This window comes from Mesorhizobium sp. IMUNJ 23232 (genome assembly GCF_044326205.1).
GTDB lineage: Bacteria > Pseudomonadota > Alphaproteobacteria > Rhizobiales > Rhizobiaceae > Kumtagia.
In genome coordinates this window covers 96190-121370 of the sequence record NZ_JBIRCY010000019.1, presented here as the reverse complement: position 1 = coordinate 121370, position 25181 = coordinate 96190, and the positions used below count along the sequence as shown (strand labels likewise).

Annotated in this window: 23 protein-coding genes; 21 read left to right on the top strand and 2 right to left on the bottom strand. The window is 61.1% G+C overall.

Going from position 1 to position 25181, the window contains the following annotated elements; genetic code table 11:
• Positions 1-402 precede the first annotated feature (402 nt).
• The 19 genes from ACH196_RS16365 to arsK all read left to right on the top strand — a co-directional run bounded on the left by ACH196_RS16365 (position 403) and on the right by arsK (position 18509).
• Positions 403-663: a metal-sensing transcriptional repressor gene (locus ACH196_RS16365; RefSeq protein ID WP_396647973.1), complete on the top strand. Its 261-nt coding sequence runs from the start codon at positions 403-405 to the stop codon at positions 661-663.
• Positions 660-1727 carry a cation diffusion facilitator family transporter gene (locus tag ACH196_RS16360; RefSeq protein WP_396647972.1) on the top strand — a complete coding sequence of 356 codons (1068 nt, stop codon included), beginning with the start codon at positions 660-662 and terminating at the stop codon, positions 1725-1727. Before ACH196_RS16365 ends, ACH196_RS16360 begins: the two co-directional genes overlap by 4 nt.
• A 3-nt stretch (positions 1728-1730) precedes the next feature.
• Positions 1731-2168, top strand: coding sequence for a YqaA family protein (locus ACH196_RS16355; RefSeq protein WP_396647971.1), 438 nt, complete (start codon positions 1731-1733; stop codon positions 2166-2168).
• A gap of 6 nt (positions 2169-2174) precedes the next feature.
• Positions 2175-2888, top strand: coding sequence for a sulfite exporter TauE/SafE family protein (locus tag ACH196_RS16350; RefSeq protein WP_396647970.1), 714 nt, complete (start codon positions 2175-2177; stop codon positions 2886-2888).
• Positions 2889-3191: 303 nt separating this feature from the next.
• On the top strand, positions 3192-4055 hold the full coding sequence (locus ACH196_RS16345; RefSeq protein ID WP_396647969.1) for a PhnD/SsuA/transferrin family substrate-binding protein: 864 nt from the start codon (positions 3192-3194) through the stop codon (positions 4053-4055).
• Positions 4056-4349: 294 nt separating this feature from the next.
• Complete coding sequence (locus ACH196_RS16340) at positions 4350-5504, top strand: sensor histidine kinase (protein ID WP_396647968.1); 1155 nt, start codon at positions 4350-4352, stop codon at positions 5502-5504.
• Positions 5494-6837, top strand: coding sequence for a sigma-54-dependent transcriptional regulator (locus tag ACH196_RS16335; protein ID WP_396647967.1), 1344 nt, complete (start codon positions 5494-5496; stop codon positions 6835-6837). The genes ACH196_RS16340 and ACH196_RS16335 overlap by 11 nt, the downstream gene beginning before the upstream one ends.
• Positions 6838-6993: 156 nt before the next feature.
• Positions 6994-7515 (top strand): arsenate reductase (azurin) small subunit, encoded by a 522-nt coding sequence (locus ACH196_RS16330; protein ID WP_396647966.1) that lies wholly within the window; start codon positions 6994-6996, stop codon positions 7513-7515.
• Positions 7516-7529: 14 nt separating this feature from the next.
• Complete coding sequence (locus ACH196_RS16325) at positions 7530-9992, top strand: arsenate reductase (azurin) large subunit (RefSeq protein WP_396647965.1); 2463 nt, start codon at positions 7530-7532, stop codon at positions 9990-9992.
• An 84-nt stretch (positions 9993-10076) separates the two neighbouring features.
• On the top strand, positions 10077-11354 hold the full coding sequence (gene glp, locus ACH196_RS16320; RefSeq protein ID WP_396647964.1) for a gephyrin-like molybdotransferase Glp: 1278 nt from the start codon (positions 10077-10079) through the stop codon (positions 11352-11354).
• A gap of 113 nt (positions 11355-11467) precedes the next feature.
• Positions 11468-11800: an ArsR/SmtB family transcription factor gene (locus tag ACH196_RS16315; RefSeq protein ID WP_396647963.1), complete on the top strand. Its 333-nt coding sequence runs from the start codon at positions 11468-11470 to the stop codon at positions 11798-11800.
• Positions 11801-11812: 12 nt separating this feature from the next.
• Positions 11813-12322: an arsenate reductase ArsC gene (locus ACH196_RS16310; RefSeq protein WP_396647962.1), complete on the top strand. Its 510-nt coding sequence runs from the start codon at positions 11813-11815 to the stop codon at positions 12320-12322.
• Entirely contained in the window at positions 12319-13017 is a 699-nt protein-coding gene (locus ACH196_RS16305) for an aquaporin (RefSeq protein ID WP_396647977.1), read from the top strand. The genes ACH196_RS16310 and ACH196_RS16305 overlap by 4 nt, the downstream gene beginning before the upstream one ends.
• A complete protein-coding gene (gene arsC / locus ACH196_RS16300; protein ID WP_396647961.1) occupies positions 13014-13436 on the top strand; it encodes an arsenate reductase (glutaredoxin) in 423 nt (140 codons plus the stop codon). The genes ACH196_RS16305 and arsC overlap by 4 nt, the downstream gene beginning before the upstream one ends.
• A gap of 146 nt (positions 13437-13582) precedes the next feature.
• Positions 13583-14305, top strand: a complete 723-nt coding sequence (arsH, locus tag ACH196_RS16295; protein ID WP_396647960.1) for an arsenical resistance protein ArsH — start codon at positions 13583-13585, stop codon at positions 14303-14305.
• Between the two features lie 186 nt (positions 14306-14491).
• Positions 14492-15358 (top strand): DMT family transporter, encoded by an 867-nt coding sequence (locus tag ACH196_RS16290; protein ID WP_396647959.1) that lies wholly within the window; start codon positions 14492-14494, stop codon positions 15356-15358.
• A gap of 101 nt (positions 15359-15459) precedes the next feature.
• On the top strand, positions 15460-15786 hold the full coding sequence (locus tag ACH196_RS16285) for an ArsR/SmtB family transcription factor (RefSeq protein ID WP_396647958.1): 327 nt from the start codon (positions 15460-15462) through the stop codon (positions 15784-15786).
• 54 nt (positions 15787-15840) lie between these two features.
• Positions 15841-17259 carry an NAD(P)-binding domain-containing protein gene (locus ACH196_RS16280; RefSeq protein WP_396647957.1) on the top strand — a complete coding sequence of 473 codons (1419 nt, stop codon included), beginning with the start codon at positions 15841-15843 and terminating at the stop codon, positions 17257-17259.
• Entirely contained in the window at positions 17256-18509 is a 1254-nt protein-coding gene (gene arsK / locus ACH196_RS16275; RefSeq protein WP_396647956.1) for an arsenite efflux MFS transporter ArsK, read from the top strand. Before ACH196_RS16280 ends, arsK begins: the two co-directional genes overlap by 4 nt.
• Before the next feature lie 973 nt (positions 18510-19482).
• On the opposite strand, the gene ACH196_RS16270 is transcribed toward arsK, so the two are convergent.
• The gene (locus ACH196_RS16270; protein ID WP_396647955.1) at positions 19483-20679 is read right to left on the bottom strand and encodes a tetratricopeptide repeat protein; all 1197 of its coding nucleotides are present in this window, start codon (positions 20677-20679) and stop codon (positions 19483-19485) included.
• A 289-nt stretch (positions 20680-20968) separates the two neighbouring features.
• Positions 20969-21229 carry a helix-turn-helix domain-containing protein gene (locus ACH196_RS16265; protein ID WP_396647954.1) on the bottom strand — a complete coding sequence of 87 codons (261 nt, stop codon included), beginning with the start codon at positions 21227-21229 and terminating at the stop codon, positions 20969-20971.
• Between the two features lie 279 nt (positions 21230-21508).
• Here ACH196_RS16265 and ACH196_RS16260 point away from each other — a divergent pair, with 279 nt between their 5' ends.
• Complete coding sequence (locus ACH196_RS16260) at positions 21509-23092, top strand: calcium-binding protein (RefSeq protein ID WP_396647953.1); 1584 nt, start codon at positions 21509-21511, stop codon at positions 23090-23092.
• A gap of 229 nt (positions 23093-23321) precedes the next feature.
• Positions 23322-25181, top strand: a complete 1860-nt coding sequence (recQ, locus tag ACH196_RS16255) for a DNA helicase RecQ (protein ID WP_396647952.1) — start codon at positions 23322-23324, stop codon at positions 25179-25181.

Below are 25181 nucleotides of genomic sequence, written 5' to 3'. Positions count from 1 at the left end.
TCGACTGCGCGGTGTTGTTCTGGCATTGTCATGAACGTCCATCCGAGGCTCCTGGCTGGCGGTCGCGTGTGTGGTAACCGCAACCTCGCATCCAAGCCTCGGACGGACAACCTCCATAGCAATGACACCTAGGTGACACGTTTGGCGAGCGCTATGCCCATTACCGAAAACAAACCAGGATGATGATCCCGTATCTTCTGTAAGGCCTGCGACCCTGCCGGCGGCGCCGGTCTTCCGCTTCCGCCGCCCTCTTCTCTCGTTCTCCATGTCATAACTCGCAGCAGGGATGCCCTCTCCTGCCGCTCTGGACCGAGTACTCGGTATTGGACGAGGCAGACCAACTGCTACTGGCGTTGGCACCCCTGATATCCTATCCTACCCCCTAGGATAGGATATCGATTCATGAAACATGCGTCTCACCCTGCCATTATCACTCGCCTAAAACGGGCTCAGGGTCATCTCGTCGCGGTGCTCGCCATGTTCGAGGAAGGACGTCCGTGCGTTGATCTGGCGCAGCAGCTCCATGCCGTCGAGAGTGCGATCAGCAACGCCAAGCGCGAACTGATCCACGATCAGATCGAACATTGTCTTGATGAGAGGAGCGATGCCGGACATCCGCGCCAAGCGCTCAAAGAACTCAAGCTGCTGGCGAAATACCTATGATCGGCGGCATGGGAACACGTTTACTCGATTGGCTCGGGTTTGGCGCGCACGGGCATGCACAAGGCGGGCGCCGGCATGAGGACGACCATGGCGCGCATGGCCACAGCCACGGGGTGATCGATGCCACGATTCCCACAACCGATCGCGGAATCTGGGCGATCAAATGGTCATTCGTGATCCTTGCGATCACAGCGCTCCTGCAGATCGGCGTCGTGGCCATTTCGGGAAGTGTGGCGCTGCTGGCAGACACAATCCACAATGTCGGCGATGCGACGACCGCGATCCTGCTCTGGATCGCGTTCGTGCTGGCGCGGCGAAAACCCACTAAAACATTTCCCTACGGCCTCGGCCGGGTCGAAGACCTCGCCGGCATCGTCATCGTGCTCATCATTCTTTTCAGCGCGATCGTCGCGGGCTACCAAGCGATCGACCGGCTGATACACCCTCAGATCGTGACCCATCTCGTCTGGCTGACGGGCGCAGGCGTTGTCGGCTTTCTCGGCAACGAAGCGGTGGCGGTCTTCCGCATTCGTGTCGGGCGCGAAATCAACAGCGCCGCCCTTATCGCGGATGGCTACCATGCCCGCACCGACGGACTGACCAGCCTTGCCGTGGTTGCAGGTGCGCTCGGCGTGTGGCTCGGATTTCCGATCGCGGATCCGATCGTCGGGCTGCTCATCACGATCGCGATCTTCGGCATCGTCTGGCAATCGGCCCGCTCTGTGCTCACGCGGATGCTCGATGGCGTCGAGCCGGCTGTCATCGATGAAATCCATCGTGCTGCCGAGCACGTGCCGGGCATCGAAGCCGTCGATGCGAAGGCGCGGTGGATCGGCCACAAGTTGCATGCGGACGTGGCGATCAGGATCGATGAGAACATGCCGCTTTCCGCCGCGAACAAGATCGCGGCCTCTTTTGAGAGCGAACTGTTCGAACATATGCCCGCGCTTGCGACGGCGAACATCCGTTTTTCAAACGACGATGCGGACCACGATCATCCCCATCCGCATTCGAACGATCACCCGCACGATCACGGCCACAAGGCCCACCACGACCACGGGTAGAAGGTGGCGGACCTTCCAGCCTACGCCGGCTTGTTCATAAGCGCGCTTCTCGCAGCGACGATCCTGCCCATGCAATCGGAAGCGGTGCTCAGCTCCTTGCTGTTCGGAGGAACCTATTCCACTGCCGGGCTCATTGCCGTTGCAAGCGTCGGCAACATATTGGGCGCCGTCATCAATTGGTTTCTGGGGCGAGGCATCGAGCGCTTTCGGGACCGTGCCTGGTTCCCTGTGAAGCCGCCTGCGCTCGTCCGCGCCGCCGCCTGGTATCGTCGCTATGGCAGATGGTCGCTTCTGGCGAGTTGGCTCCCCATCATCGGCGATCCGCTCACTGTGATAGCGGGCGTGCTGCGCGAGCCGTGGTGGAGTTTCGTGATACTCGTCGGTATCGGTAAGATCGCGCGCTACCTCGTACTCGCTGCGCTCGTTTTGAACTGGACATAAAGGCCAGTGTTTCAATATCTCGTTGCAATTCAGCGCGACATTTATCTCGCGCTCGGAGAGCAGATCAAACTGCTCTCGACGGAAGGGAACTGGCTGGCGTTCTTCGCCTTCTTGCCGATGGGTATTTTCTTCGGGGCGGTTCACGCCCTGACGCCAGGCCACAGCAAGGCGGTACTGGCAACCTACCTCGCCGGCTCGGAGGCGAGGATCGCGCGCGGATTGCTGGTATCGATCACGCTTTCCTTCACGCATGTGACCATTGCCATACTGATCGCGGTTCTTTCGCTGCCGCTCGTTTCGATCGCACTCGGCAGCGTCGGTCGGGCGCCGCTGCTCGAGGACATCAGCCGTGGGCTCCTCGGCCTGATCGGCGCCTGGATGGTGTGGCGCGCGGTGCGTCACGGCCATCATCATAAGCACGAAGGCGAAGCGGTTGGGGTGATGGCGGGATTGATCCCCTGCCCGCTCACTCTTTTCGTCATGACGTTTGCCATCGCGCGCGGCGTGCCGGCGGCCGGCATAATGTTCGCCGGCACCATGATGATTGGCGTAGCGGTCACCCTGTCGTGTGTCGCGATCCTGTCGATACTGCTTCGTGAGCGCCTTGTGCATCTCGTGGAGAGCCGGCCGCGCTTGTTTTATGCCATCACCCCTTCGATTGAGGGTTTCGCTGGCGCCGCTCTGATCGTGCTCGCGCTGAATGAAATCTTCTTACGGTGAGCGGTGTCGAGACGCACCAGCCTTGAAAAGCTCAAACTCGCGACGATCATATTCCCGCCTTCTGCTTACACTGGGACACCCGGTTTCTAACATGCGCTGGCTCACTCAGCGGACACATCGCAGATCCTATTGAAAGGAAAGGCGACGAAGATCTGACGCCCCCGCCGAAATTGGCGCCCATATTTGCTGTCAAGCAGAGTTTTCGGCTATCGTTGAATTGATCGGGCGCAATGTATCGCTTGGTCGGGAGGATATTTCTTGAGGAACCTAGGCAACCCCCACAGGGGTACCGACGTCGTTCCCGTGACACGGCGCGACCTGATTGCCATTGCCATTGCGGTTTCGGGTGCGGCCGCTTTGATCGCCCCGCTTGCATTTGGCGCTGAAGAAGAGGCTTTCAAATTCGGCCTGACGCCCGTCTTCCTTTCCAATGACCTCGAACTGCTTGGTCATCTCAAGACCTACCTTGCTTCCAAGATCGGTGGACCGGTCGAGCTCGTCACGCGCCGCACCTATCAGGAGATCACTGCTCTGCTGGTTTCCGGCCAGATCCAGTCGGCGTGGATATGCGGCTACCCCTACGTGCAATTCAAGGCAGATCTCGACCTCGTTGCGACACCGTCTTGGGACGGGAAACCCCTATACCAGTCGTATCTAATCGCGACGGCCGACCGAACAGTTGAAGATTGGTCAGGCCTCAAGGGCGACATTCATGCCTTCTCCGACCCGGATTCGAACTCCGGCTTCCTCGTTACCCGGGCGCTGCTAGCCGAGAACCGCCTCTTTCCCGAAGCGTTCTTCTCGCACACGTTCTTTACCTACGGCCACCGCAACGTCATCAGGGCGGTGGCATCCGGGCTTGCGCAGTCAGGAAGCGTGGACGGATATGTTTGGGAGGTCATGCGCGAGATTGAACCGGAGCTGGTTACCCGAACCATCATCGTCCGGAAATCGGAATGGCTTGGATTTCCCCCGGTCGCGTCTCCGAAATCGTTGGCTGGAGATCCTAGGGTAGCCGCGCTCCGCGCTGCCCTCGTTTCGATGTCCCAGGACCAGGAAGGCCGGAAGGTACTGGAAATGTTGCGCCTCGACGGCTTCGTCGTCACCCCGCCAGAGCTGTTCGATACCATCGCCGCTAAGGTTGAAACTGTGAGGCAGTTCGGATGACACCGCTCCGCCGCTGGCAGGCGCTCCCGCTGTCCTTCCGTGTCCCGGCCATCGTAGCGCTGCTGATGGTAGTGATCAGCGCGGCCATCTCCGAGAGGGTCCTCGATCGCCTTTCCCGCACCCAGGAAAGCTATCTCGACGGTTTGGCTGGCACATATCTCGACGGCCTTTCTTCGTCCGTATTGCCTGCGGTCTTGCGCGGGGACGTGTGGGAAGTGTTCGACGCGCTCGACCGCTCGTCCTCCGTTTACGAGTCCCTTATGCCGATCGAAACTGTGGTCACGGGTTCGCCGCGTGCTCGCTGCCACCGACCCAAACAAGGTCGAGGCGTATTCGGAGCTTCCCGCCGAATACGCGTCGCGGTACGGCCCTGAGACGGTAACGATCGACGAAGACCGGTTGACAGGCTTCGCGCGCCGCGAACTCGTCTATCAGGGCCAGCCGATCGGTACGATCCATGCGACATTCGACGTATCCCATCTGTTTGCCGAGCGGCGCGAAGTTCTTGTCACACTCCTCATAACGAACGCGGTCGTCGCCGTCCTCTTTGCGTTTGGGGGTTTCCTGCTCGTCCGCCGAATGATCGGCCCGATCCGGGTCCTCGAAAACCACATGCGTTCCGCCGCCCACGGAGCAGCCGAGCCGATATCGCCTGGCGAGATACCGCCGGGCGACGGCGAAGTGGCAAGCCTTTTCCATGGCTACAACGCTCTCGTGCATGCCGAGCGGGAACGGGCGAACCTAGCCATGCAGCTTGCCGAAGAGGAGAAACTGTCGAGCCTCGGGCGGCTTGCTTCCGGCATGGCGCATGAGATCAACAACCCGCTCGGCGGTCTGTTCAACGCCATCGATACGTTGAAGACGCACGGGCAGACACCCGGGGTGCGCGACACTTCCATCAGCCTGATCGAGCGCGGCCTCGCGGGTATCCGCGATGTCGTCGAGGCAGCACTCGCCACCTATCGGCCAGAGCGCTCGCACCGTCCCCTCACGGCGGACGATTTCGACGATGTCCGCCTGTTACTCAAGCCGGAACTGCGCCGCAAGCGCCAGCAACTGGAATGGAACATCTCCTGGAATGGCGCCCGTGAGCTGCCGGTCAGGGGCGGCCCGGTGCGTCAGGCGGTGCTCAACCTTCTCCTCAACGCGACAGCCGTTACTCCCGAAACAGGCGTTGTTTCGCTCAGCGCGAGCAATGCCGATCAGCGCCTGGTCATCGAGATCCGCGACGAAGGCCCAGGAATGCCGCCGGGCATCGCGGGCATACTCGTGGACCGCGATCCAGGGCCGGCGGTGCGAGCCGGACGCGGCCTAGGCCTCTGGATGGTCAGACGCGTGGTTGACGAACTCGGAGGAAGTGCCAGTATCGCACCCAAGCAAGACGGAGGGACGGCGGTGACGCTGATAATTCCCTTCGACAGGGAGGACGCCAAGGCCGATGCTGCCTGACCGCGCAAGGATAGGGCTTGTCGAGGACGATCCCATCATGGGCGGTTCGATCGTCCAGCGGCTCGAGTTGGAAGGCTGGCAGGTAACCTGGTGGCAGTCGGGCCGCGAGGCGATCGGCGCCATTCCTGCGGCTGCGCACGCGCTCGACCTCGTCATTTGCGACATTCGCCTTCCCGATGTTTCGGGTGAAACCGTCTTCAACGAACTCGCCCGGCAGCCGAACACACCTCCCTTCCTGTTTGTTACGGGCTATGGCGAGGTCGATCAGGCCGTGCGGCTCATGCGCTCGGGCGCCGTTGACTTCATGACCAAGCCCTTCGAAATGGACGAATTCCTCAAACGCATCGAATCCGGCCGCCGCACAACCAGCTCGGGGGTCAGGTTGAAGGGCTACTATCTCGGCGAATCGCCCGCTATCCAGCATGCCGAGGACCTCATCCATCGCTACGCGGGCCACGACCTGCCCGTGCTGATCACCGGAGAAACCGGATCAGGCAAGGAAGTGACGGCCCGGCTGCTGCATCAGATCTCGTCCCGCGCCGCCGAACCCTTCGTCGCGGTGAATTGCGCGGCAATTCCGGCGGAACTACTCGAGAGCGAAATCTTCGGCCATGAGAAGGGTGCATTCACCGGAGCACAGCATCGACACCTTGGCTACGCCGAGCGCGCCGGCAAGGGGACGCTCTTCCTGGACGAGATAGGCGATATGCCGTCACCCCTGCAGTCGAAGCTGCTGCGCCTGATCGAAGACGGGAGCCTAACGCGCGTCGGTGGCGAGGCGCTAATCCCCTTCCGTGCTCGCATCGTGGCAGCGACGCATCGCGATCTTGCAATTCGCGGCGCCTCGACCGGGTTTCGGGAAGATCTCTATTTCCGGCTGGCTGTCCTCACTGTGGAAATCCCGCCCCTGCGACAGCGCCCAGAAGACATAGCCTGGCTTCTTGATCGATTTTTGGAAAATGCGGTCAGCCGTTCGGACACCCGCATCCGGGGATTTAGCGCGCTCGCCGAAGAAGCTGCCCTCGCCCACGCGTGGCCCGGCAATGTTCGCGAGCTTCGAAACCGCGTCGACCGCGCGGTCGCGCTTTCGACCAGTGAATGGATCATGCCGGGTGATCTCTTTCCCGAGTGGGCATCCAAGGGCCGCGGCGCAGGCTTCGTCCCTCTTGCCGATGTCAGGGATGCCGCCGAGCGCCGCCAGATCGAACGCGCGCTCGAAGAGACCGGTGGCCAGATCGCCAAGGCGGCCGGCCTGCTTGCGGTCTCACGGACGACGCTGTGGGAGAAGATGACGCGGTTTGGGCTGGCTGATCGGATGCGTTCGGGTTCCTGAACCTTCGGCGGCGCAGCATGTTCGAACTTCCGAACGCCTGACGTCGCTGCCGCCAACCGCCATCCCTGATTCCCTAGCAATCCCAACGACGTTCCTGTCTGGCCCGACCCTTGCATTGCTCCTCGCAACGTCATGTGCCCACAAGGGAGGGACTTCGTGGTACGCTGCAACAAACTCGTTGATGTCGGCCGTCGCCAATTCTTGAGAGGAAGCGCGTTCGCCGCCGCAGGCATGGCGACTGCGGTCAGCCTGCCGACACAGGCAAGAGCCGCTCCCGGACTCGCTTTGGTTGAGTATCCGTCCAACAAGCTGGCCAACGTCGCCGATCTAAAACCGAATGAGCCGCTTGATGTCGGCTATCCGGACGCAGATGCTCCGGGCGTCCTGTTGAAGCTCGGCACGCGGGTCGAAGGCGGAGCCGGTCCCGATGGCGACATCGTAGGTTTTTCGACCATCTGTCCGCACAAGGGCTTTCCGCTCAACTACAACGCTGACGATCACAGCTTCAATTGCCCCGGCCATTATTCGCGATTCGATGCGGATGCGGGCGGACAGCAAATCTGGGGCCAGTCCACTTCCAATCTCCCTCAATACGCGCTGCGCGTCGACGACAAGGGCGACATCTACGCCGAGGGCGTGGATGAGCTGCTTTATGGCCGTCTTAGCAACGTTCTTTAAGGGAGGATCGGATCATGGCTTACAAACGTCACATTGACCGTCTGCCGATCATCCCGGCGGACGCAAAAAAGCAGAACGTCACCTGTCACTACTGCATCGTCGGCTGCGGCTATCACGCCTATACGTGGCCAGTGAACAAGCAGGGCGGCACCGACGCGGCTGCCAACGCCTTCGGTGTAAATCTGGCCGAGCAGCAGCCCGCCGAAACGGCCGCCTGGTATGCCCCATCGATGTATAACATCGTCAAACAGGACGGGCAGGACGTACATATCGTCATCAAGCCTGATGTCGATTGCGAAGTGAATTCGGGCCTCGGTTCCGTGCGAGGCGCGCGTATGGGCGAGCTCCGCTACAGCCGGACGACCGGGTCGCAGCAGCAGCGCCTCACCGATCCGATGGTCTGGCGCTACGGCCAGATGCAGCCGACCTCGTGGGACGACGCGCTCGACCTCGTCGCCCGCGTCACGGCAGCGGTCGTGAAGGACCAGGGCGAGGACGGGCTCTTCGTCTCGGTCTTCGACCATGGTGGCTCCGCTGGCGGCTACGAAAACACCTGGGGCACCGGAAAGCTCTATTTCGGCTCCATGAAGGTGAAGAACATCCGCATCCACAATCGCCCGGCCTACAACTCAGAGGTCCACGCGACCCGCGACATGGGCGTCGGCGAACTGAACAACTGCTACGAGGACGCCGAACTCGCCGACACGATCGTGTCCGTCGGCAACAATCCGCTCGAAACCCAGACCAACTACTTCCTCAACCACTGGGTCCCGAACCTGCGGGGGACCTCGCTGGACAAGAAGAAGGCCCAGCTACCTGACGAGTCGCATGCGAACGCGCGCATCATCTTCGTCGATCCGCGCCGCACCGTTTCTGTGAACGCTTGCGAGGCGGAGGCCGGCAAGGAAAACGTCATGCACCTTGCCATCAATTCCGGCACGGACATGGTTCTGTTCAACGCCTGGCTGACCGAGATCGCCGACAAGGGCTGGACTGACAAAGCGTTCATAGACGCGTCGACCACCGATTTTGACAAAGCGCTGGCCGCCAATCGGACGACGCTGGAACAGGCAGCCGAAATCACCGGCTTGAGCGTAGATCAAATCAAGCAGTCGGCCGCGTGGATCGCTGAACCCAAGGACGGCAAACGACGGCGGACCATGTTCGCCTACGAGAAAGGCCTGATCTGGGGCAATGACAACTATAGGACCAACGCTGCGCTCGTGAATGTCGCACTCGCCACCGGCAATGTCGGCCGCGAAGGTGGCGGCTGCGTGCGCATGGGCGGTCATCAGGAAGGCTATGTCCGTCCGTCCGACGCGCATGTCGGCCGGCCCGCCGCCTATGTCGACAAGCTGCTGATCGAAGGCAAAGGCGGCGTCCACCACATCTGGGCCTGTGATCACTACAAAACCACGCTGAACGCCCATCAGTTCAACATGGTCTACAAGAAGCGCACCGACATCGTGAAGGACGCGATGAACGCGGTGCCGTACGGCGACCGCGAAGCGATGGTGAAGGCGATCACGGACGCGATCAAAGCCGGCGGTCTGTTCTCGGTCGATGTCGACATCATCCCGTCGAAGATCGGCGCGGCAAGCCACGTATGGCTTCCGGCGGCCGAGTCCGGTGAGATGAATCTCACCTCCATGAACGGCGAGCGCCGCATGCGGCTCGTCGAGCGCTACATGGATCCGCCCGGCAACGCCAAGCCGGACTGCCTGATCGCTGCCGGCATCGCACAGCACATGGAAAAGGTGCTGCGCGACATGGGCGACAATGCCTATGCCGACCAGTTCAAGGGCTATGACTGGAAGACCGAGGAAGACGCCTTCATGGATGGCTACAACAAGAACGCCGGTGGCGGCGAGCACGTCACCTACGAACGGTTGAAAGCCATGGGCAACAACGGTTTCCAAGAGCCTGCAACCGGTTTTGAAAACGGCAAGATCGTCGGCACCAAACGGCTTTATACCGACGGCAAGTTCGGCGGGGCCGACGGCAAGGCGATATTCATGGAAAGCGTCTGGCGTGGACTCCAGGCGCCCGGCAAGGAGGAGCAGAAGAAAAACAACAAGTACCTCATCAACAACGGGCGGACGAACCTCGTGTGGCAGAATGCCTTCCTGGATCAGGAGAGCGAGTACGTCATGGATCGCTGGCCGTACTCCTTCATCGAAATCAATCTGGAGGACATGGCGGAGCTTGGCGTCAAGGAAGGCGATCTGGTCGAGGTGTACAACGAGAGCGGCTCGACGCAGGCGATGGTCTACCCAACGCCGACCGCGAAAAAGGGGGAGACTTTCATGCTGTTCGGCTTCCCGACCGGTGTGCAGGGCAACGTCATCAATGCCGGCACGAACGAACTGATCCTGCCGAACTACAAGCAGACTTGGGCAAACATCCGGAAGATTTCCGACGCTCCGGAAGGCGTGAAGCACTTGTCGTTCAAGTCGCTTGAATACACGGCTGGCTGAGGCCCTCTTGCGCAATCCCGCCGCAGCCCGAGGCTTCGGCGGGATTGTTTGTCAATGGATGGCGCGACGCGCCGAGAGGCCGACATGAAAACCGCCGTTGCCCTGACAATCGAGAACTGCGCCGCAGGCGCCGACGGCAGGGTCATTCCCGTCGATATCGCCGCCGCCAAGGCGTTGGCTATTGCCAGAACCGTGAGCGAAACCGAGCAAGTTCCTTTGATTGCGGCGACGGGGCGTGTCCTCGCCCGTGATATCCGCGCCCCGATCGATCTTCCGCCCTTCGACAATTCGGCGATGGACGGATACGCGGTTAGAATCACCGATTTCACCGGAGCGGGTCCCTGGGAGCTATTGGTTGGTGGCAGGATCGCGGCAGGCGACGTCTACGCGGGAGAGGCGGTCCGTCCGAACGAGGCGCTCCGCATATTCACGGGTGCTCCCGTGCCTGATGGATTCGATGCCGTCGTCATGCTGGAACATTGCGAACGCGTCGGCGACAGAATTGCCGTATCTAAGTTCCCGCGACGGGGAGAAAACATCCGACACGCGGCCGAAGATGTCGGGGCCAATAGCCGCATTATGGACGCGGGGGCCCAACTGTCGCCGCAGCGCCTGGCGCTTCTCGCGGGCCAGGGCTTGGACGCGGTAGAGGTTCTGCGGAAGGTCCGCATCGGCCTGATCTCGACGGGCACCGAATTGCGCGATCCGGGCGAGGCGCTCGGGCGCGGCCAAATCTACAATTCCAATCGCGTGATGATCCGCTCAATGCTGTCGGTCTCGCCGTGGGCTGAGATCGTTGACTACGGGATCGTTCCCGATCGGCAGGACGCGCTAGCCGAGGCTTTCGGCGAGGCGGTATTGCATTGTGATGTGCTGGTCACGACCGGCGGCGTCTCCGCAGGCGAAGAGGACCACGTCGTGTCTGCGCTTGGCCATCATGGTGGCACGCTCGACGTGCTCAAGGTGGCAATGCGGCCGGGAAAGCCCGTGAAGATCGGCCGGATCGGGGGGATGCTCTTCGCCGGGCTGCCTGGCAATCCCAACGCGGCGCTCGTTACCTTCCGCCAGATCGCACTGCCTGCGATCCCGACAATCGCGGGCCTCGGCAACGTGGCACCTGACTGGTCCGCGGCGGTCGCAGGATTCGCTTACGACAAGCGGCTCGGACGGACCGAGTTTGTTCCGGTAAGGATAACCGGGCGCGACGATCTCGGGCTGCCCGTCCTGGACATGCTCGGGCGCGGCTCGTCGGCAAGCCTGATGGCGATGGCTCTCGCCGACGGCATCGCCATGCTGCCACCTGACGTCCTCTCGATCCACCGCGGTCTGCCGCTTCGCTTTGAATCCCTCTGTCGCTCCTGAGCGATGGACGGCAGGCCCCGCCCAAGCCCATCGGCACACACAGCGTACCGGCTTGTCATCAAACTGTTACGAACCGCGTGCATAGACACTGACGTTTCTGGATTATTGGATATATGGACAAGAAATCGGCACTCGCGGCGCTCGCCGCCCTCGGTCAGGACACACGACTCGAAGTCTTCAGGCTTCTGGTTCGGGCTGGGGCCGACGGCTTACCCGCTGGCGAGATCGCATCTCGTCTCGGCACTGTGCAGAACACTATGTCCGCCCACCTTAAGGTGCTTGACCACGCGGGCCTGGTCCGTGCCGAGCGCGACGGCCGCGTCGTTCGCTACGTCGCCGACATGACCGGCTTCCGCGACTTGCTCGCCTATCTGATGGAAGACTGCTGCAACGGGTCGCCGGAGCTTTGCCAACCCGTCATCCAAGCCATCGCGTGTAATTGTTAGGAGGTTTTTGACATGAGCGACCAGATCTTCAACGTCCTGTTTCTCTGCACCGGGAATTCGGCACGGTCGATCATCGCGGAAGCGATCCTCAACCGGGTTGGAGCAGGAAAGTTCAAGGCGTTTTCTGCAGGCTCGCACCCAAAAGGCGAGGTGCATCCCTACGCGCTCCAGCTCCTGAAGACCCTCAACCACGACACTTCTTTCGCGCGCTCGAAGGACTGGAACAAGTTCGCGGTTCCGGGCGCACCCGAGATGAATTTCGTCTTCACGGTCTGCGACAACGCGGCGAACGAATCCTGTCCGGTCTGGCCAGGCCAGCCAATGACGGCGCATTGGGGCGTGCCGGACCCGGCCGCTGTGGAAGGCACCGAGGCCGAGAAGCATCTCGCCTTCGCGGACACCTACCGCATGCTCAACAACCGCATCTCCATCTTCACCAGCCTGCCGATGAACACCCTAGACAAACTGGCGCTGCAGAAGCGTCTGGACGAGATCGGCCGCAACCTGCCGAAGGCCGGCTGAGCATCGTGGCGTTCGACTTGTCCCGCCGCCTCGTTGCGGAAGCTCTGGGCACGGCCATACTGGTGGCGACCGTGGTCGGCTCCGGGATCATGGCAGACCGGTTGAGCGAAGATGCCGCCGTTTCGCTCCTCGGCAATACCCTGCCCACCGGAGCAATCCTGGTTGTGCTGATCACGATCCTCGGACCGATCTCAGGAGCGCATTTCAACCCGGCGGTCACGCTAGTTTTTGCGCTGCGTCGTGACATCGAGGTGAACGCGGCGCTGGCCTATATCGCGGCCCAAGTTGCGGGCGGCATCGCGGGCACATTCCTGGCGCACGCCATGTTCGACCTGCCGATCCTGCAACTTTCGGCGACTGCCCGGACCGGAACCGGGCAATGGATCGCGGAAGCCGTCGCCGCCTTCGGCCTCGTATTCGCCATCCTCGCAGGCCTGCGCTTCCGCCCCGACGCGACCCCCTGGCTGGTTGGACTCTACATCACGGCCGCCTACTGGTTCACCGCATCGACATCCTTCGCCAATCCGGCCGTCGCCATCGCCCGCGCGTTCTCCAACACTTTTGCCGGCATCCGCCCAGTCGACTTGCCGGGCTTCATTGCCGCCGAACTGTTTGGGGCGCTGCTCGCCGTGGCCTTCGCAGGCTGGCTGCTCGCCGAACCGAAACCACCCACGACTTTCAAAGCCGCCGAATGACCATCACCATCTATCACAACCCCGAATGCGGCACGTCCCGCAACACGCTTGCCATCATCCGGCAGTCCGGCGAGGAGCCGGAAGTGATCGAATATTTGAAGACGCCGCCGTTGCGCGAAAAGCTCGTCGAGCTGATCACTGCGATCGGCATGAAACCTCGCGAATTGCTGCGCGAGAAGGGAACGCCCTATGCCGAACTTGGCCTCGGCGACCCAAAATGGAGTGACGACCAGCTGATCGATTTCATGCTGGCGCACCCGATCCTGATCAACCGCCCGATCGTCGTGACTCCGCTCGGTGTCCGTCTCGCACGGCCCTCGGAAGCCGTGCTCGACATCCTCCCCAATCCGGATATCGGTCCCTTCACCAAGGAAGACGGCGAGGTCGTCATCGACGCCGAGGGCAAACGCGTTCGCTGAGGCCGATATTTCCACTCTTTTCGAAATTGTCTTGACCGCCTGACGCCGTCGTCGTATCTGTCTTTCGAAGAATATCGAATTATTGTGAATCCGGTGGCTCGGCCGGCGAGAATCCTAGTTGCCGGCTCCGGAGATGACGGGCTTCAATGCAAACCGACAATGAACCAATGCCGAACCTGGTCGAGCGCGAATTCCATGCAATCGACGAAAAGGCGCTGCTCGACGCGCCACGCTCGATCCACAAGCCGCGGGTGCTGATGCTCTACGGGTCGCTGCGCGAACGCTCCTATTCGAGGCTCGTCACAGAGGAGGCCGCTCGTATCCTGCGGCGGTTGGGTGCCGAGGTGCGTATCTTCAATCCGTCCGGTCTGCCGTTGCCGGATTCGACCGGCGCCGATCATCCGAAGGTCAGGGAGTTGCGCGACCTGTCGATCTGGTCTGAAGCCCATGTCTGGTGCACACCGGAGCGCCACGGCGCGATGACCGGCATCATGAAGGCGCAGATTGATTGGCTGCCGCTCTCGCAAGGGGGCGTCCGCCCGACGCAAGGCCGAACGCTGGCCGTCATGCAGGTCTCTGGCGGATCGCAGAGTTTCAACGCAGTCAATCAGCTTCGCATACTCGGCCGCTGGATGCGGATGTTCACGATCCCGAACCAGTCGTCGGTTGCGAAGGCCTTCGCCGAATTCGACGAGGCAGGCCGCATGAGGTCGTCGCCTTACTACAACCGGATCGTCGACGTGATGGAGGAGGTGATGAAGTTCACGCTGCTCTTGCGTGATCGATCCGGCTATCTGACCGATCGCTATTCCGAGCGGGTAGAAAGCGCCGAAGATGTCGCGAAACGCGTCAATCAGCGGTCGGTCTAGGCACCCGGGAAATCTACCAATTGCGAACCAAAGTTGACGCCGATAGAACGGCGGATGCGGTGCGGCAGGCAGACTATGGTCGTCTCCGGCCCGCTGTGCAGCGTGTTCATCGCTATGTTGGCCCGGGAGGAGGCATAGCGTGCCAACCGGATTGTCCGAGAAGAACGCCGATCCGGGGAGACCAGAATGAGGCCACGCGACGTCGCCTTGGCGGTCTTACCCCCTGCTCTCTGGGCGATTGCCTACACGATCGCCAAGCCTACCATGCAGACCTTCCCTCCCCTGTTCCTGATGAGCATCGTCTACGCATTGACGGCACTGGCGCTTTTTCGACCGTGGGGCAGCCGGCAAACGCCAGTATGGGCTGTCATTGCCGCAGCGACCCTTGGGGGAAGCCTGCAAAGCGCACTCATATTCAGCGGCATCGCCCTGGTTCCGGCAACACTGGCAGTCTTGACCGTTCAATCGCAGGTTCCGTTTGCTGTGCTGGCGAGTTGGGCGATCGGCCAAGAGCGCATGAATGGCCGTCGGCTCTTAGGGGTCACAGTCTCGCTCGCCGGCGTCGCCCTTGTCGTCGGGTTGCCGGACTCGGTCGGTGAACTTCGCGGCCTTCTGCTGATTGTGCTGGGAACCCTCTGCTGGGGCATCGCGCAAGGCATAATACGCGCCACCTCGAGAGACTCGGGCGGATCGCTGATGGGAGCGATGTCGGTAATTGCGGCGCCTCAATTGCTTGCAATGTCGTTGTTGTTAGAAACCGGACAGGGCAAAGCCCTGTTCAATGCGAGCCTTTTTGACTGGATGGCCGTCCTTGTGCTGGCGCTTGGCGGCTTCGTAGCAGCTTACGCCATCTGGTATGGTTTGCTTCGACACTATCGTGTCGACCAGGTTGCGCCATTCGCCCTGCTGATGCCGATCATCGGCGTCCTTATCGCGTTCCTGTTCCTGAATGAGCAACCAACCCCGCTGGTGTTGACCGGAGGGGTGACAATACTGATCGGCCTAGGTCTCGTCGTCCGCGCGCCAAGGACTGCGAAAATCCAAACCGCTTAGGACGATTCGACATTTCGGGCGTCGTATGAGGCTATGCGCATATTTCCATTTTCTTAGAAATTTGCTTGACTGCCGCGAAATCCTGATCTACGTGTATTTCCATGAAACTCGAAAAAGCAGCCTCGCAGCTCGAAGCGCTAGGCAATCCGACCCGGTTGTCCGTCTACCGAATTCTCGTCCAAGCCGGGGAAGAGGGAATCCCCGTCGGCAAGATTCAGGAGAAGCTCGACATCCCGGCGTCGACGCTATCGCATCACTGCAAGCGTCTGATCGATGCAGGGCTGTGCACCCAGGAGCGGCAGTCGACCACACTGATCTGCCGGGCCAACTATCCGAGCATGACTGCGCTGATCGGCTACCTCGCCGACGAGTGCTGCGCCGACTCCACCTGCGCGCCGACGGGATCGGCAGCAAAGGAAGTCGCATGACCCCCTTTTTTGTGTCGATGATTCGAAATTCCTAGAATGATGGAAGGTGATGCCATGATTGTAGTTCCCGAGCTTCCCGTTGCCGTCATCGGCGCAGGTCCCGTCGGTCTTGCCGCCGCCGCGCACCTCGTTCAACGCGGCATCCGGCCGGTTATATTCGAGCGCGGTGCGACCATTGGGGCATCCCTTCTTGAGTGGGCGCATGTGCGGGTCTTTTCACCTTGGAAATACAACATCGATGCCGCCGCGCGCGCCCTGCTGGAAGGATCCGGATGGCAGGCTCCCAATGCTGATGCATTGCCGAATGGCGGTGAGATCGTCGCACAGTATCTCGCACCACTCGCCGCCCTACCGCCGATCGCGGCGAACTTGAAACTCGGCGCGGCTGTCAACGCCATCACGCGAGAAGGCCGCGACAAAATCTGGTCAACGGATAGCGAGTCCGCCGCCTTCGTCGTGCGCTATACGGACGACAGCGGCGTAGAGCACCGGATGCGCGCCCGCGCCGTCATCGATGCATCGGGGACGTGGACACAGCCCAACCCGATCGGGGTCGATGGGCTTACCGTGCCTGGCGAAACGGCGGCGGCAGAATTCATCGCCTACGGCATTCCCGATGTGACGCGATCTGAGCGCGAACACTATGCCCACAAGCGCGTGCTGGTCATCGGCAGCGGTCATTCCGCGATTAACGTCGCGCTCGCGCTGATGGAATTGCAGCGGGAGTCAGCGCAAACTGAGATCTTCTGGGCACTGCGCCGGGACAGCATCGACAAGCTGCTCGGCGGCGGCCTCAATGACGAACTGCCTGAGCGCGGCGCTCTCGGGCTTGCCGCAAAGGATGCCATCCATGACGGGCGGCTCAAGATGCTCGCGCCGTTCGCAGTCGAGCGGGTTTCGCAGACGGAGCAAGGCGTCCAGGTATCGGCTTTTCTCGGGGGCCAGCCCTTTGAGCTCGAAGTCGACCGGATTGTCGTCACGACAGGCTCCCGGCCAGACCTCTCATTCCTGCGCGAGTTGCGCATCGAACTCGATGCCGCCGTCGAGGCGCCGCCAAGGCTGGCACCGCTGATCGATCCGAACTTCCATTCCTGTGGCACCGTGCCTCCGCACGGCATCGTCGAACTCGCGCATCCCGAACCCGGCTTCACGATCGTCGGCTCGAAGTCCTACGGCCGTGCGCCCACCTTCTTGATGGCGACCGGCTACGAGCAAGTGCGCTCGGTTGTTGCCGACATCGCCGGCGACCACATGGCGGCACGCGAGGTTCAGCTGGCGCTGCCGGAAACAGGCGTCTGCAGCGCGGTCTCTGTAGTCGGCGAAAGCGCCGGCGGATGCTGCGGCGGTCCGGCTCCTGCGTCCGTCGATGCCTGTTGCGTGGCCGACGCAGACGCCAAGGCCGACGGCAAGGCTGGGTGCGGATGTGGCGGCACTGCGGCCGTCAGATCGAAAGAGATGGAAGCTGCCGAATGAAAGAGCGCAAGGCTCCGGCGTCGGCAATCTGGGCGCTCGGTATCACGCAGATTGTCGGCTATGGCACGCTGTTTTACAGCTACAGCATTCTCGCGCCGGCTGTCGCGGACGAGTTGGCATGGTCCCAGCAATGGGTGTTTGCCATCCTCTCGGCTTCACTGTTAGCGAGTGCCGTTCTCGCACCGATTGCTGGACACTGGGCGGACCGGTTCGGCGCGGGCCGACTGATGGTGCCGGGGTCTGCTGCGGCGGCAGCCGCCCTGCTCTTTTGCGCCCTCACTCCGGGGCGCCTTGGTTTTGCAGTCGGCGTGCTGGCAATGGAACTCGCCTCCTGTTTCGTGCTCTACAGCACAGCGTTCGTCGCTATAGTACAGCTCGGAGGACGCAACGCACAGCGCAGCATCACCTATCTCACTTTGATCGCCGGGTTTGCCTCGACGCTGTTCTGGCCGCTGACCACCCTACTCCATGAACACCTTGGCTGGCGCGAAGTGCTTCTGGTTTTCGCGGTGCTCAATGTTGGTGTCTGCCTGCCTATTCACGCATGGTTGGCGCGGCTGCCTCATATCGTAGACAAGAAATCTGTCGACGGCCGTGCGCCAGTGGTTCCGAATGGCTCTGTGCCGCGCAAGAACGTCACGTGGTCGCCGGTGTTCTTGCTCATGCTGGCAGGATTTGCCGTCGAAGGCTTCGTACTCTCGGCAGTTCTCGTCCACATGGTGCCGCTGACGGCAGCGGTCGGCCTTGGTACTGCGGGTGTATTCGTGGCAAGCCTTTTCGGGCCATCGCAGGTCGCGAGCCGCCTGATCAACATGCTGTTTGGCGGCGGCGTGCCACAGACCTGGCTGGCGCTCGGCGCGACCGCAGCGCTGGCACTCGGCCTTGCCGTCCTGCTCATGACCGCGCCTTCCATCCCGGGCGCGATCGTGTTCGCGGTTTTGTTCGGGCTCGGCTCAGGGCTCATGAGCATCGTCGGCGGCACGCTGCCGCTCGAACTGTTCGGCCGCGCCGGTTACGGCGCGCATGTTGGCTGGATCACTGCGGCACGGCAATTCAGTTCCGCGTTCGCGCCGTTCGGCCTTACTTTTATCATGGCGGGCGTGGGCGTATTCCCGGCACTGTGGATCAACGTGCTGATCGGGTTGATCGGCATAGCTGCTTTCGCCGGTATTGCCTTGACGCAGCATCGCTTGCGGAAGGCTGCTTCAATCAATGGAGCAGTACCAGCGCTCGGTGCAGAGGTCGTGTAACGAGACTGAGCGGCATCGCGCTCACTCTCAATGATCGTCGAAGTTGGTCGCCGATCAATCACCGACGCTCACGAAACGCCAGTGAGAGCCAAGCCCGTCCCGGCGGCGAAATCGCACTGTCTGAAGTACGCGCCTTCCAAAGTAGCTAGCGCTCCCGTGGCTTCGTTGCGCCTTGAGTTCAGCAATCCCTGGATGACCGGCAGGACCTCCCATCCCCCATTCGTGCCCCCTTCCCCGAAATGCGCTCGGTTTTTGCCCAAGCGCTCCGGACGAGTACAACGACAGTACAACTTAGAGGAATTGATTCCACTAAATTGTTGAAAATACGTTGCTTTTCGCGACGTCCGTCCAATCCATCATCGGTGCGACGGCGACTACCGGCCCATAACAGGCGGGAGAATACATCCCTAACGTCCCTTTGTTCGCAATGCCTTGGGATCAAAGGCCTGCCTATCAGGAAATAATCGCACAAATGTGCAACCGATGGCCTCCATAGCCAGTAGAAAGCGGGCCGATGGCTCAACCGCGCACATGGCGCGGATCACCATTAAGCGCAAGGGCAAGATCGTATTACAGAGAACCAAACGTTCGACCGCAAGCGGGTTGCCCACGCGTGGGCTGATGCCAGAGAGGGAGCTAAAGGCTTCCCGTGGGCCACAAAAGGCCCTTACAGGTCACATGCTGCTGAGCGACGTGGTCGACAAGTACATTGACGCCAGCCTGCAAGGTTGCGGGCGAAAAATGCCGCTTCCTCTATCCTTGATCCGACCGCGCCCGCTAGACCGGGCGATGTCTGCCTGTTCGTCGCATCCTGCCTTCCTGTCGCGTCAGGGGGAAGTCTTTGTCGACATTGATGGCGGCGCGGCAATCTTTTGGGCAAGCCGCTGGCCGGCATCGTCGAGATCACGCGAGAGCCACCAGAAGCGGCCACGCACATGTCGATGCTCCGGCCGCAACCGACTCCAGAAAGAACTCACTTACTCCGCGTCAGGGTCGCGAGCTTGTTGGCGAAATGACGATCGTTCGGTGCCAATTCACAAGCCCTCTTAAACGCCGCTATCGCCTCGGTTCGGTTGTTCTGTTGTAGATAGGCAAGGCCGATATCATAGATAGGTCTGGCGAAGTCAGGCCACATGCGCACGGTCTCTCTGTGAAATTCGATCGCGTGTGCATGGCGTCCGAGTTTGCGAAGGCAGACCCCGAACAGTTGACGGGCCTCCTCCTGATTTGGGTTCATAGCGAGCGATGCACCCAGATGACACAGGGCTTCCTGGAAGTTTTCATGACGTACAAGTGCCTTGCCCAGGAGATACCGGGCGTGGTCCGAGGTGGGACGCAGGTTGACTGCAAGCTGAGCTGCCTCCAAGCCCTCGCGATCCTTCCGGTCAAACAGCCTGCAATGTGCCTTGAATTGCGCATTGACGAACTCTTCCGATGCCAAACCGTCGTCTGCCTCCTCGAACGAGGGCAGAACCTCATCCGCCAGGAAAGCATCAAGCAGGGGCTTCAGGCGATGGCGCTTTCGGAGATACCGAGGGATTGCGTGATCCACGCCGCGAAGGGTGATCAACTTGACATGGGCCATTCGGCGAAGCCGGAGCGCTTCCCTCAAATCCACGGCGTCCGATTCGCCGAAGACCGCCGTCGTCGAACATGCCCGCTCCTTCATCAGCTCCAGCAAATCCGGATATGGGAGGTGGGTGGCGCTGGAAATATATCGGGAACTCCGTCTCCCAGGCCCCCGGACTTTCGTCTCGAACGAGAAGGCCAGTATTTTCGCGCCGACCAGGCAGCCGTACAAAACCGCGCCGCTGCCTCCCATGCTCGCCCCGACGCAGTAGACATGGCGCGCCCCAATGTCGGCAGCTATCCTTTTGATGCTTGCGACAGTCGCCTCTACGGAGCCCCCCAATCCCGGTATGCCGTTCTGGTACCATATGTTCGTCGCGCCGTTGTTGACGAGCAAGCAGTTGTATCTGGCTCGCGCCTCGTTCGCATAACCCCAGAAATCAAAATTTCCGTCACCTCGGTTAGTGCCCGAAAAGAATATGACTAATTTATCGGAATTTCTCGAACGCAGAAGTAAGAAACTGGGTGTTGCGAGATCAGCCTCATCGGAATTGGGTACAACAGCTTCCAAAGCACGGCTCGAACTGACAGACGTCGGCATTATTTTCTCTCAATGTTTCGGCCTCGCTTCGCCTTGAACGAGGCAGAGGCTTGCACGCTTTGCGCTGAGCGAGGGTCTAATTCCCGAACTCAAACCTACGATAGCGTCCCTCTAGGTTCTCGGACTCATCCTCGTCCACAAAATTCCGCGCGAGATGGTCGGCCATCCTTTGCTGAAGGATGGCCGGAATACCGGGTCATGGCGCGCTTGATGGCGAGGTCGGCTTCACGCTTCGCCGTCTCCTCCATCGCCGCCGCCGTTCTCCGCAAGGAACTTCGCGGTGGCCGGCTCACCGGTCGTCCTCACCCACGGGTCCGCCCTCGTTCTCCAAAACGTCAATGGCCTTCACGTCACGCCTGTTGAACTTCAGCCGCACTCCGGCTCCTCCGCTATTCTCGTCAATAAACACGACACCGGCAGCCTCCAGCGCTCCGCGCAGCACGGCCAAGGTCGAATTGTTCGGGGCGGTTTGGTCGGTCTCGAATGCTGAGATCGTATTCCTGTGAACGGCAGACGCTTCAGCAAGGTCGCGCACCGACCATTTTACCAACGCCCTTCCAGCTCTGCATTGTGCGCTTGTCAGCATTATAGGCATATGTCATATTCCATTTGCACCAAACGGTGACATTGGCTCAATCTGGAGAACAAATCCATGCCGAACGCCCATGCTCTGGCCGTGGGCGGCGGTAGCGTTCCGTCTGGACAATTTGTCCACACGATAGTCCAGCCGGGAGACGTGGTCGGCTATTTTTCGTTCGGTTGCAAAATGTCCGGAAGAACACTGCAAGGTGGTTAAAGGTAAGCGCCTTTTAAACCAAGGAGCCGCATCATGACCTGGCAATATCCGCACTCACGTTCATGGGACCTCGGCATCGTTGTCCTTGATGAGCCTGGCGAGAGTGTGGTCGTTGCCAAGCAGGTCTCGATTGCGACATTTAGCAGCAACTACTTCACCATCGATGCGCGATCGTCAGGCGGCCAGATCGTCGTTGCCGGCACTGTAGCAGGTACCAGTCCGATCGGTGTTGGCTTCCAGGCAGGCGATAGCAAGTTCCGCATCTCCATTGAAGACACCGGGCAGGTACGCGCTATCGAAGGGCCGGCAATAAGGTTCGATACCAATGGCCATATCGTGAACCACGGCCTCGTCGCTGGCGGATCAAGTGCTATCAGCATGGATCACGCCCTCAGCATTGCGTCCTCGATCACCAACAGTGGCACGATCGAAGCCGACCAGGTTGGAATTTTCTATCGAACGGCAGGCGGCACGCTTACCACCCTCAATACTGGCATCATCAGCGGCGGCCTGATGTCGTATTCGTCCCAGGGAACAAAGGACATCGACCTTCTTACCAACAGCGGCAGGATGATTGGCGATGTCTTTCTTGGTGGTGGGAATGACGTTTATGACGGCAGACTCGGAAGTGTGGACAGTGTGGTGGACGGCGAGGATGGCGACGATCGCCTTTACGCAGGCGATGGAAACGCGACGCTGATTGGCGGCTACGGCCAGGATATCTTGATGGGCGGTATCGGCGCGGACTATCTCCAGGGGGGAACCGGATGGGATGTCGCCTCGTACGAGTCGGCAACCGCGGGAGTGATCGTCAGCCTCTCCAACCAATCCATCAACACCGGCGATGCCGAGGGCGACACGCTCGTTTTGATCGAAGGCCTGATCGGGTCGCGCTTCGACGACACACTGGAAGGCGGCGAATTTGCTCGGAGATATTTTGCCCTCGACGGCGGCGCCGGCAATGACACACTCCATGGAAGCGGTGCTGCCGATACCTTGATAGGCGGCGCGGGGGCCGACATACTCGACGGCGGTCCCGGCGTGGCCGGCTTTGGCGACAGCGATACGGCCTCCTATGCCAATGCGCAGACCGGCGTGATCCTCAGTCTGGCAAACCCCTCGATCAACAGCGGCGACGCCAAGGGAGACACCTTTATCGATATTGAAAACTTTCTCGGGTCGCGTCACGGCGACACGCTGAATGGCGACAACGCCGGCAATTCTCTCGACGGCCAAGACGGAAACGACAACCTCAAAGGCTATAGCGGCAACGACGGTCTGGCCGGTGGCAAGGGCAACGACAACTTCATCTTCAACACAAAGCTCGACCAAACCTACAACGTCGACTCTATCTCCGATTTCAAGTCCGTCGACGATGCTATCTGGCTGGACAATGCGGTCTTTTCCGCGCTGACCGCCACTGGCATCCTTGCCGCGTCGGCGTTCAAGGACACCGCCAACGGCGCCAAGGATGCGGACGACCGCATCATCTACAATTCTGACACGGGCTTCCTCTACTATGATGCCGATGGTTCTGGCGCGGCATTCATCAGCGTCAAGTTCGCGAGGCTGCAAGACGACCCAGTCTTGACCGCCGCCGACATCGTGGTGATCTGAAATTCAAGGAAGCTCGGCTGCCGTGACGTGGCCGGCTCGCGCGGCCATGCCACGGCAGCCTGGGCGACTGCGTTCAGGCACAATTGCCATAAGAGCGACGGCGAACCCGACAAGCCGCCGGCCTGTGCAATTTCATCGCAACATTCGCCTGTGGTCTGCGTTCCCGCAAACTCTCGCGACTGCCGCTGGACCTGTGCCATAAAATGGGCCTTTCCACGAAGGCGATTCCATGGCGCAGACCCAAAAGCTTATCGATCCGCTGTTTGGCAACGAAGGCGCGGAAAATCCGCTCGGCGTGCTCAAGCGTGTCTATGGCTATTCCTCGTTCCGCGGCAAGCAGGCCGCCGTCGTCGAACGGGTCGTTTCGGGCGGTGATGCCGTCGTGCTGTTCCCGACCGGCGCCGGCAAGTCGCTCTGCTTCCAGATTCCCGCACTTTGCCGCGATGGCGTCGGCATCGTCATTTCGCCGCTGATCGCGCTGATGCGCGATCAGGTGGAGGCACTGAGGCAGTTGGGTGTGCGGGCCGCCGCGCTGAATTCCTCGCTGACGCGCGAGGAGTTTGCAAATGTCCGCCAGGCGATCGGCAGGGGCAATCTCGATCTTCTCTACGTGACACCGGAGCGCATCGTCACGCCCGCCTTCAGGGAGTTGCTCGGCAACGCCAGGATCGCCTTGTTCGCGATCGACGAGGCGCATTGCGTCTCCCAATGGGGGCATGATTTCCGGCCGGAATACCGCGAACTCGGCCAGCTCGCGGTGCAATATCCGGGCGTGCCGCGCCTGGCGCTGACGGCGACGGCCGACCCGCATACCCGCGAAGACATCATCGACAGGCTGGCGCTCCGCTCGGCGGAAGTCTTCACGACGTCGTTCGACCGCCCCAACATCGCCTATGAGATCGTCGAACGCGACCAGCCGAGGCAACAGCTTCTGCGCTTCCTGTCGCGGCACAAGGGTTCGAGCGGCATCGTCTACTGCCTGTCGCGCGCAAAGGTCGAGGACACGGCCGAATGGCTGAACGGGCGGGGCGTCCGAGCGCTCGCCTATCATGCCGGCATGGAGCGAGACGTTCGCGACGCCAATCAGGATGCCTTCCTCAAGCAGGAGGACCTCTGCCTTGTCGCCACCGTCGCCTTCGGCATGGGCATCGACAAGCCGAACGTGCGTTACGTCGCCCATCTCGACCTGCCGGGTTCTGTCGAAGCCTATTATCAGGAGACCGGCCGTGCCGGCCGCGACGGGCTCCCGTCCGATGCCTGGATGGCCTATGGCATGGCCGACGCCATCCAGCGCGGCCGGATGATCGATGAAGGCGCCTCCGGTGACGATATCAAACGCGTCGAGCGCGCCAAGCTTTATGCGCTGCTCGGCATCTGCAAGACGCCGGGCTGCCGCCGGCAGGCGATCCTTGCCCATTTCGGCGAGGCGCATGAAGGCCAATGCGGCAATTGCGACACCTGCCTCAAGCCGGTCGAAACCTGGGACGGGACGGAAGCCACCATCAAGGCATTGGCTGCGATCTACCGGACCGGCGAACGTTTTGGGACCGGCCATCTGATCGACGTGCTGCTCGGTCATGAGAACGAGAAGACTGCTCGTTTTGGCCATACCATCATGCCCGTCTTCGGCGCCGGCAAGGACCTGCCTTCAAAGACGTGGCAATCTGTCTATCGCCAACTACTCGCCGCCGGCCTTATCAGCGTCGATCATGACGCCTTCGGCGCGCTGAGATTGACGCCCGAGGCCCGCGCCGTCTTCAAGCGTGAACGCGAGGTGCGCTTCCGCAAGGACCGTCCGGCAAGCGGAAAGGCGTCGAGAAGCGCTCCGTCGCGCTCGGCGAGCGCCAAATCCGCGCTGGAGGGTTCCAACATGGAGCTTTTCGAGGCTCTGCGCGCCGCCCGTATGGCGATTGCCAAAGAGCTTTCAGTGCCCCCTTACGTCGTCTTTCCCGACACGACGCTTGTTGCCTTCGCTACCGAGCGCCCAACCAGCCGCGATGCGCTGCTCGGCATCTCCGGCGTCGGGCAGTCGAAGCTGGAGCGCTATGGCGATCTGTTTCTGAAGGTGATCCGGGCGCATCAAGGATAA

What these genes read in the sequence shown, in the direction of transcription:
- ACH196_RS16365 (WP_396647973.1), top strand. Translation starts at nt 403, where the DNA reads ATGAAACATGCGTCTCACCCTGCCATTATCACTCGCCTAAAACGGGCT.
- ACH196_RS16360 (WP_396647972.1), top strand. Translation starts at nt 660, where the DNA reads ATGATCGGCGGCATGGGAACACGTTTACTCGATTGGCTCGGGTTTGGC.
- ACH196_RS16335 (WP_396647967.1), top strand. Translation starts at nt 5,494, where the DNA reads ATGCTGCCTGACCGCGCAAGGATAGGGCTTGTCGAGGACGATCCCATC.
- ACH196_RS16325 (WP_396647965.1), top strand. Translation starts at nt 7,530, where the DNA reads ATGGCTTACAAACGTCACATTGACCGTCTGCCGATCATCCCGGCGGAC.
- glp (WP_396647964.1), top strand. Translation starts at nt 10,077, where the DNA reads ATGAAAACCGCCGTTGCCCTGACAATCGAGAACTGCGCCGCAGGCGCC.
- ACH196_RS16315 (WP_396647963.1), top strand. Translation starts at nt 11,468, where the DNA reads ATGGACAAGAAATCGGCACTCGCGGCGCTCGCCGCCCTCGGTCAGGAC.
- ACH196_RS16310 (WP_396647962.1), top strand. Translation starts at nt 11,813, where the DNA reads ATGAGCGACCAGATCTTCAACGTCCTGTTTCTCTGCACCGGGAATTCG.
- arsC (WP_396647961.1), top strand. Translation starts at nt 13,014, where the DNA reads ATGACCATCACCATCTATCACAACCCCGAATGCGGCACGTCCCGCAAC.
- arsH (WP_396647960.1), top strand. Translation starts at nt 13,583, where the DNA reads ATGCAAACCGACAATGAACCAATGCCGAACCTGGTCGAGCGCGAATTC.
- ACH196_RS16290 (WP_396647959.1), top strand. Translation starts at nt 14,492, where the DNA reads ATGAGGCCACGCGACGTCGCCTTGGCGGTCTTACCCCCTGCTCTCTGG.
- ACH196_RS16285 (WP_396647958.1), top strand. Translation starts at nt 15,460, where the DNA reads ATGAAACTCGAAAAAGCAGCCTCGCAGCTCGAAGCGCTAGGCAATCCG.
- ACH196_RS16280 (WP_396647957.1), top strand. Translation starts at nt 15,841, where the DNA reads ATGATTGTAGTTCCCGAGCTTCCCGTTGCCGTCATCGGCGCAGGTCCC.
- arsK (WP_396647956.1), top strand. Translation starts at nt 17,256, where the DNA reads ATGAAAGAGCGCAAGGCTCCGGCGTCGGCAATCTGGGCGCTCGGTATC.
- ACH196_RS16270 (WP_396647955.1), bottom strand. Translation starts at nt 20,679, where the DNA reads ATGCCGACGTCTGTCAGTTCGAGCCGTGCTTTGGAAGCTGTTGTACCC.
- ACH196_RS16260 (WP_396647953.1), top strand. Translation starts at nt 21,509, where the DNA reads ATGACCTGGCAATATCCGCACTCACGTTCATGGGACCTCGGCATCGTT.
- recQ (WP_396647952.1), top strand. Translation starts at nt 23,322, where the DNA reads ATGGCGCAGACCCAAAAGCTTATCGATCCGCTGTTTGGCAACGAAGGC.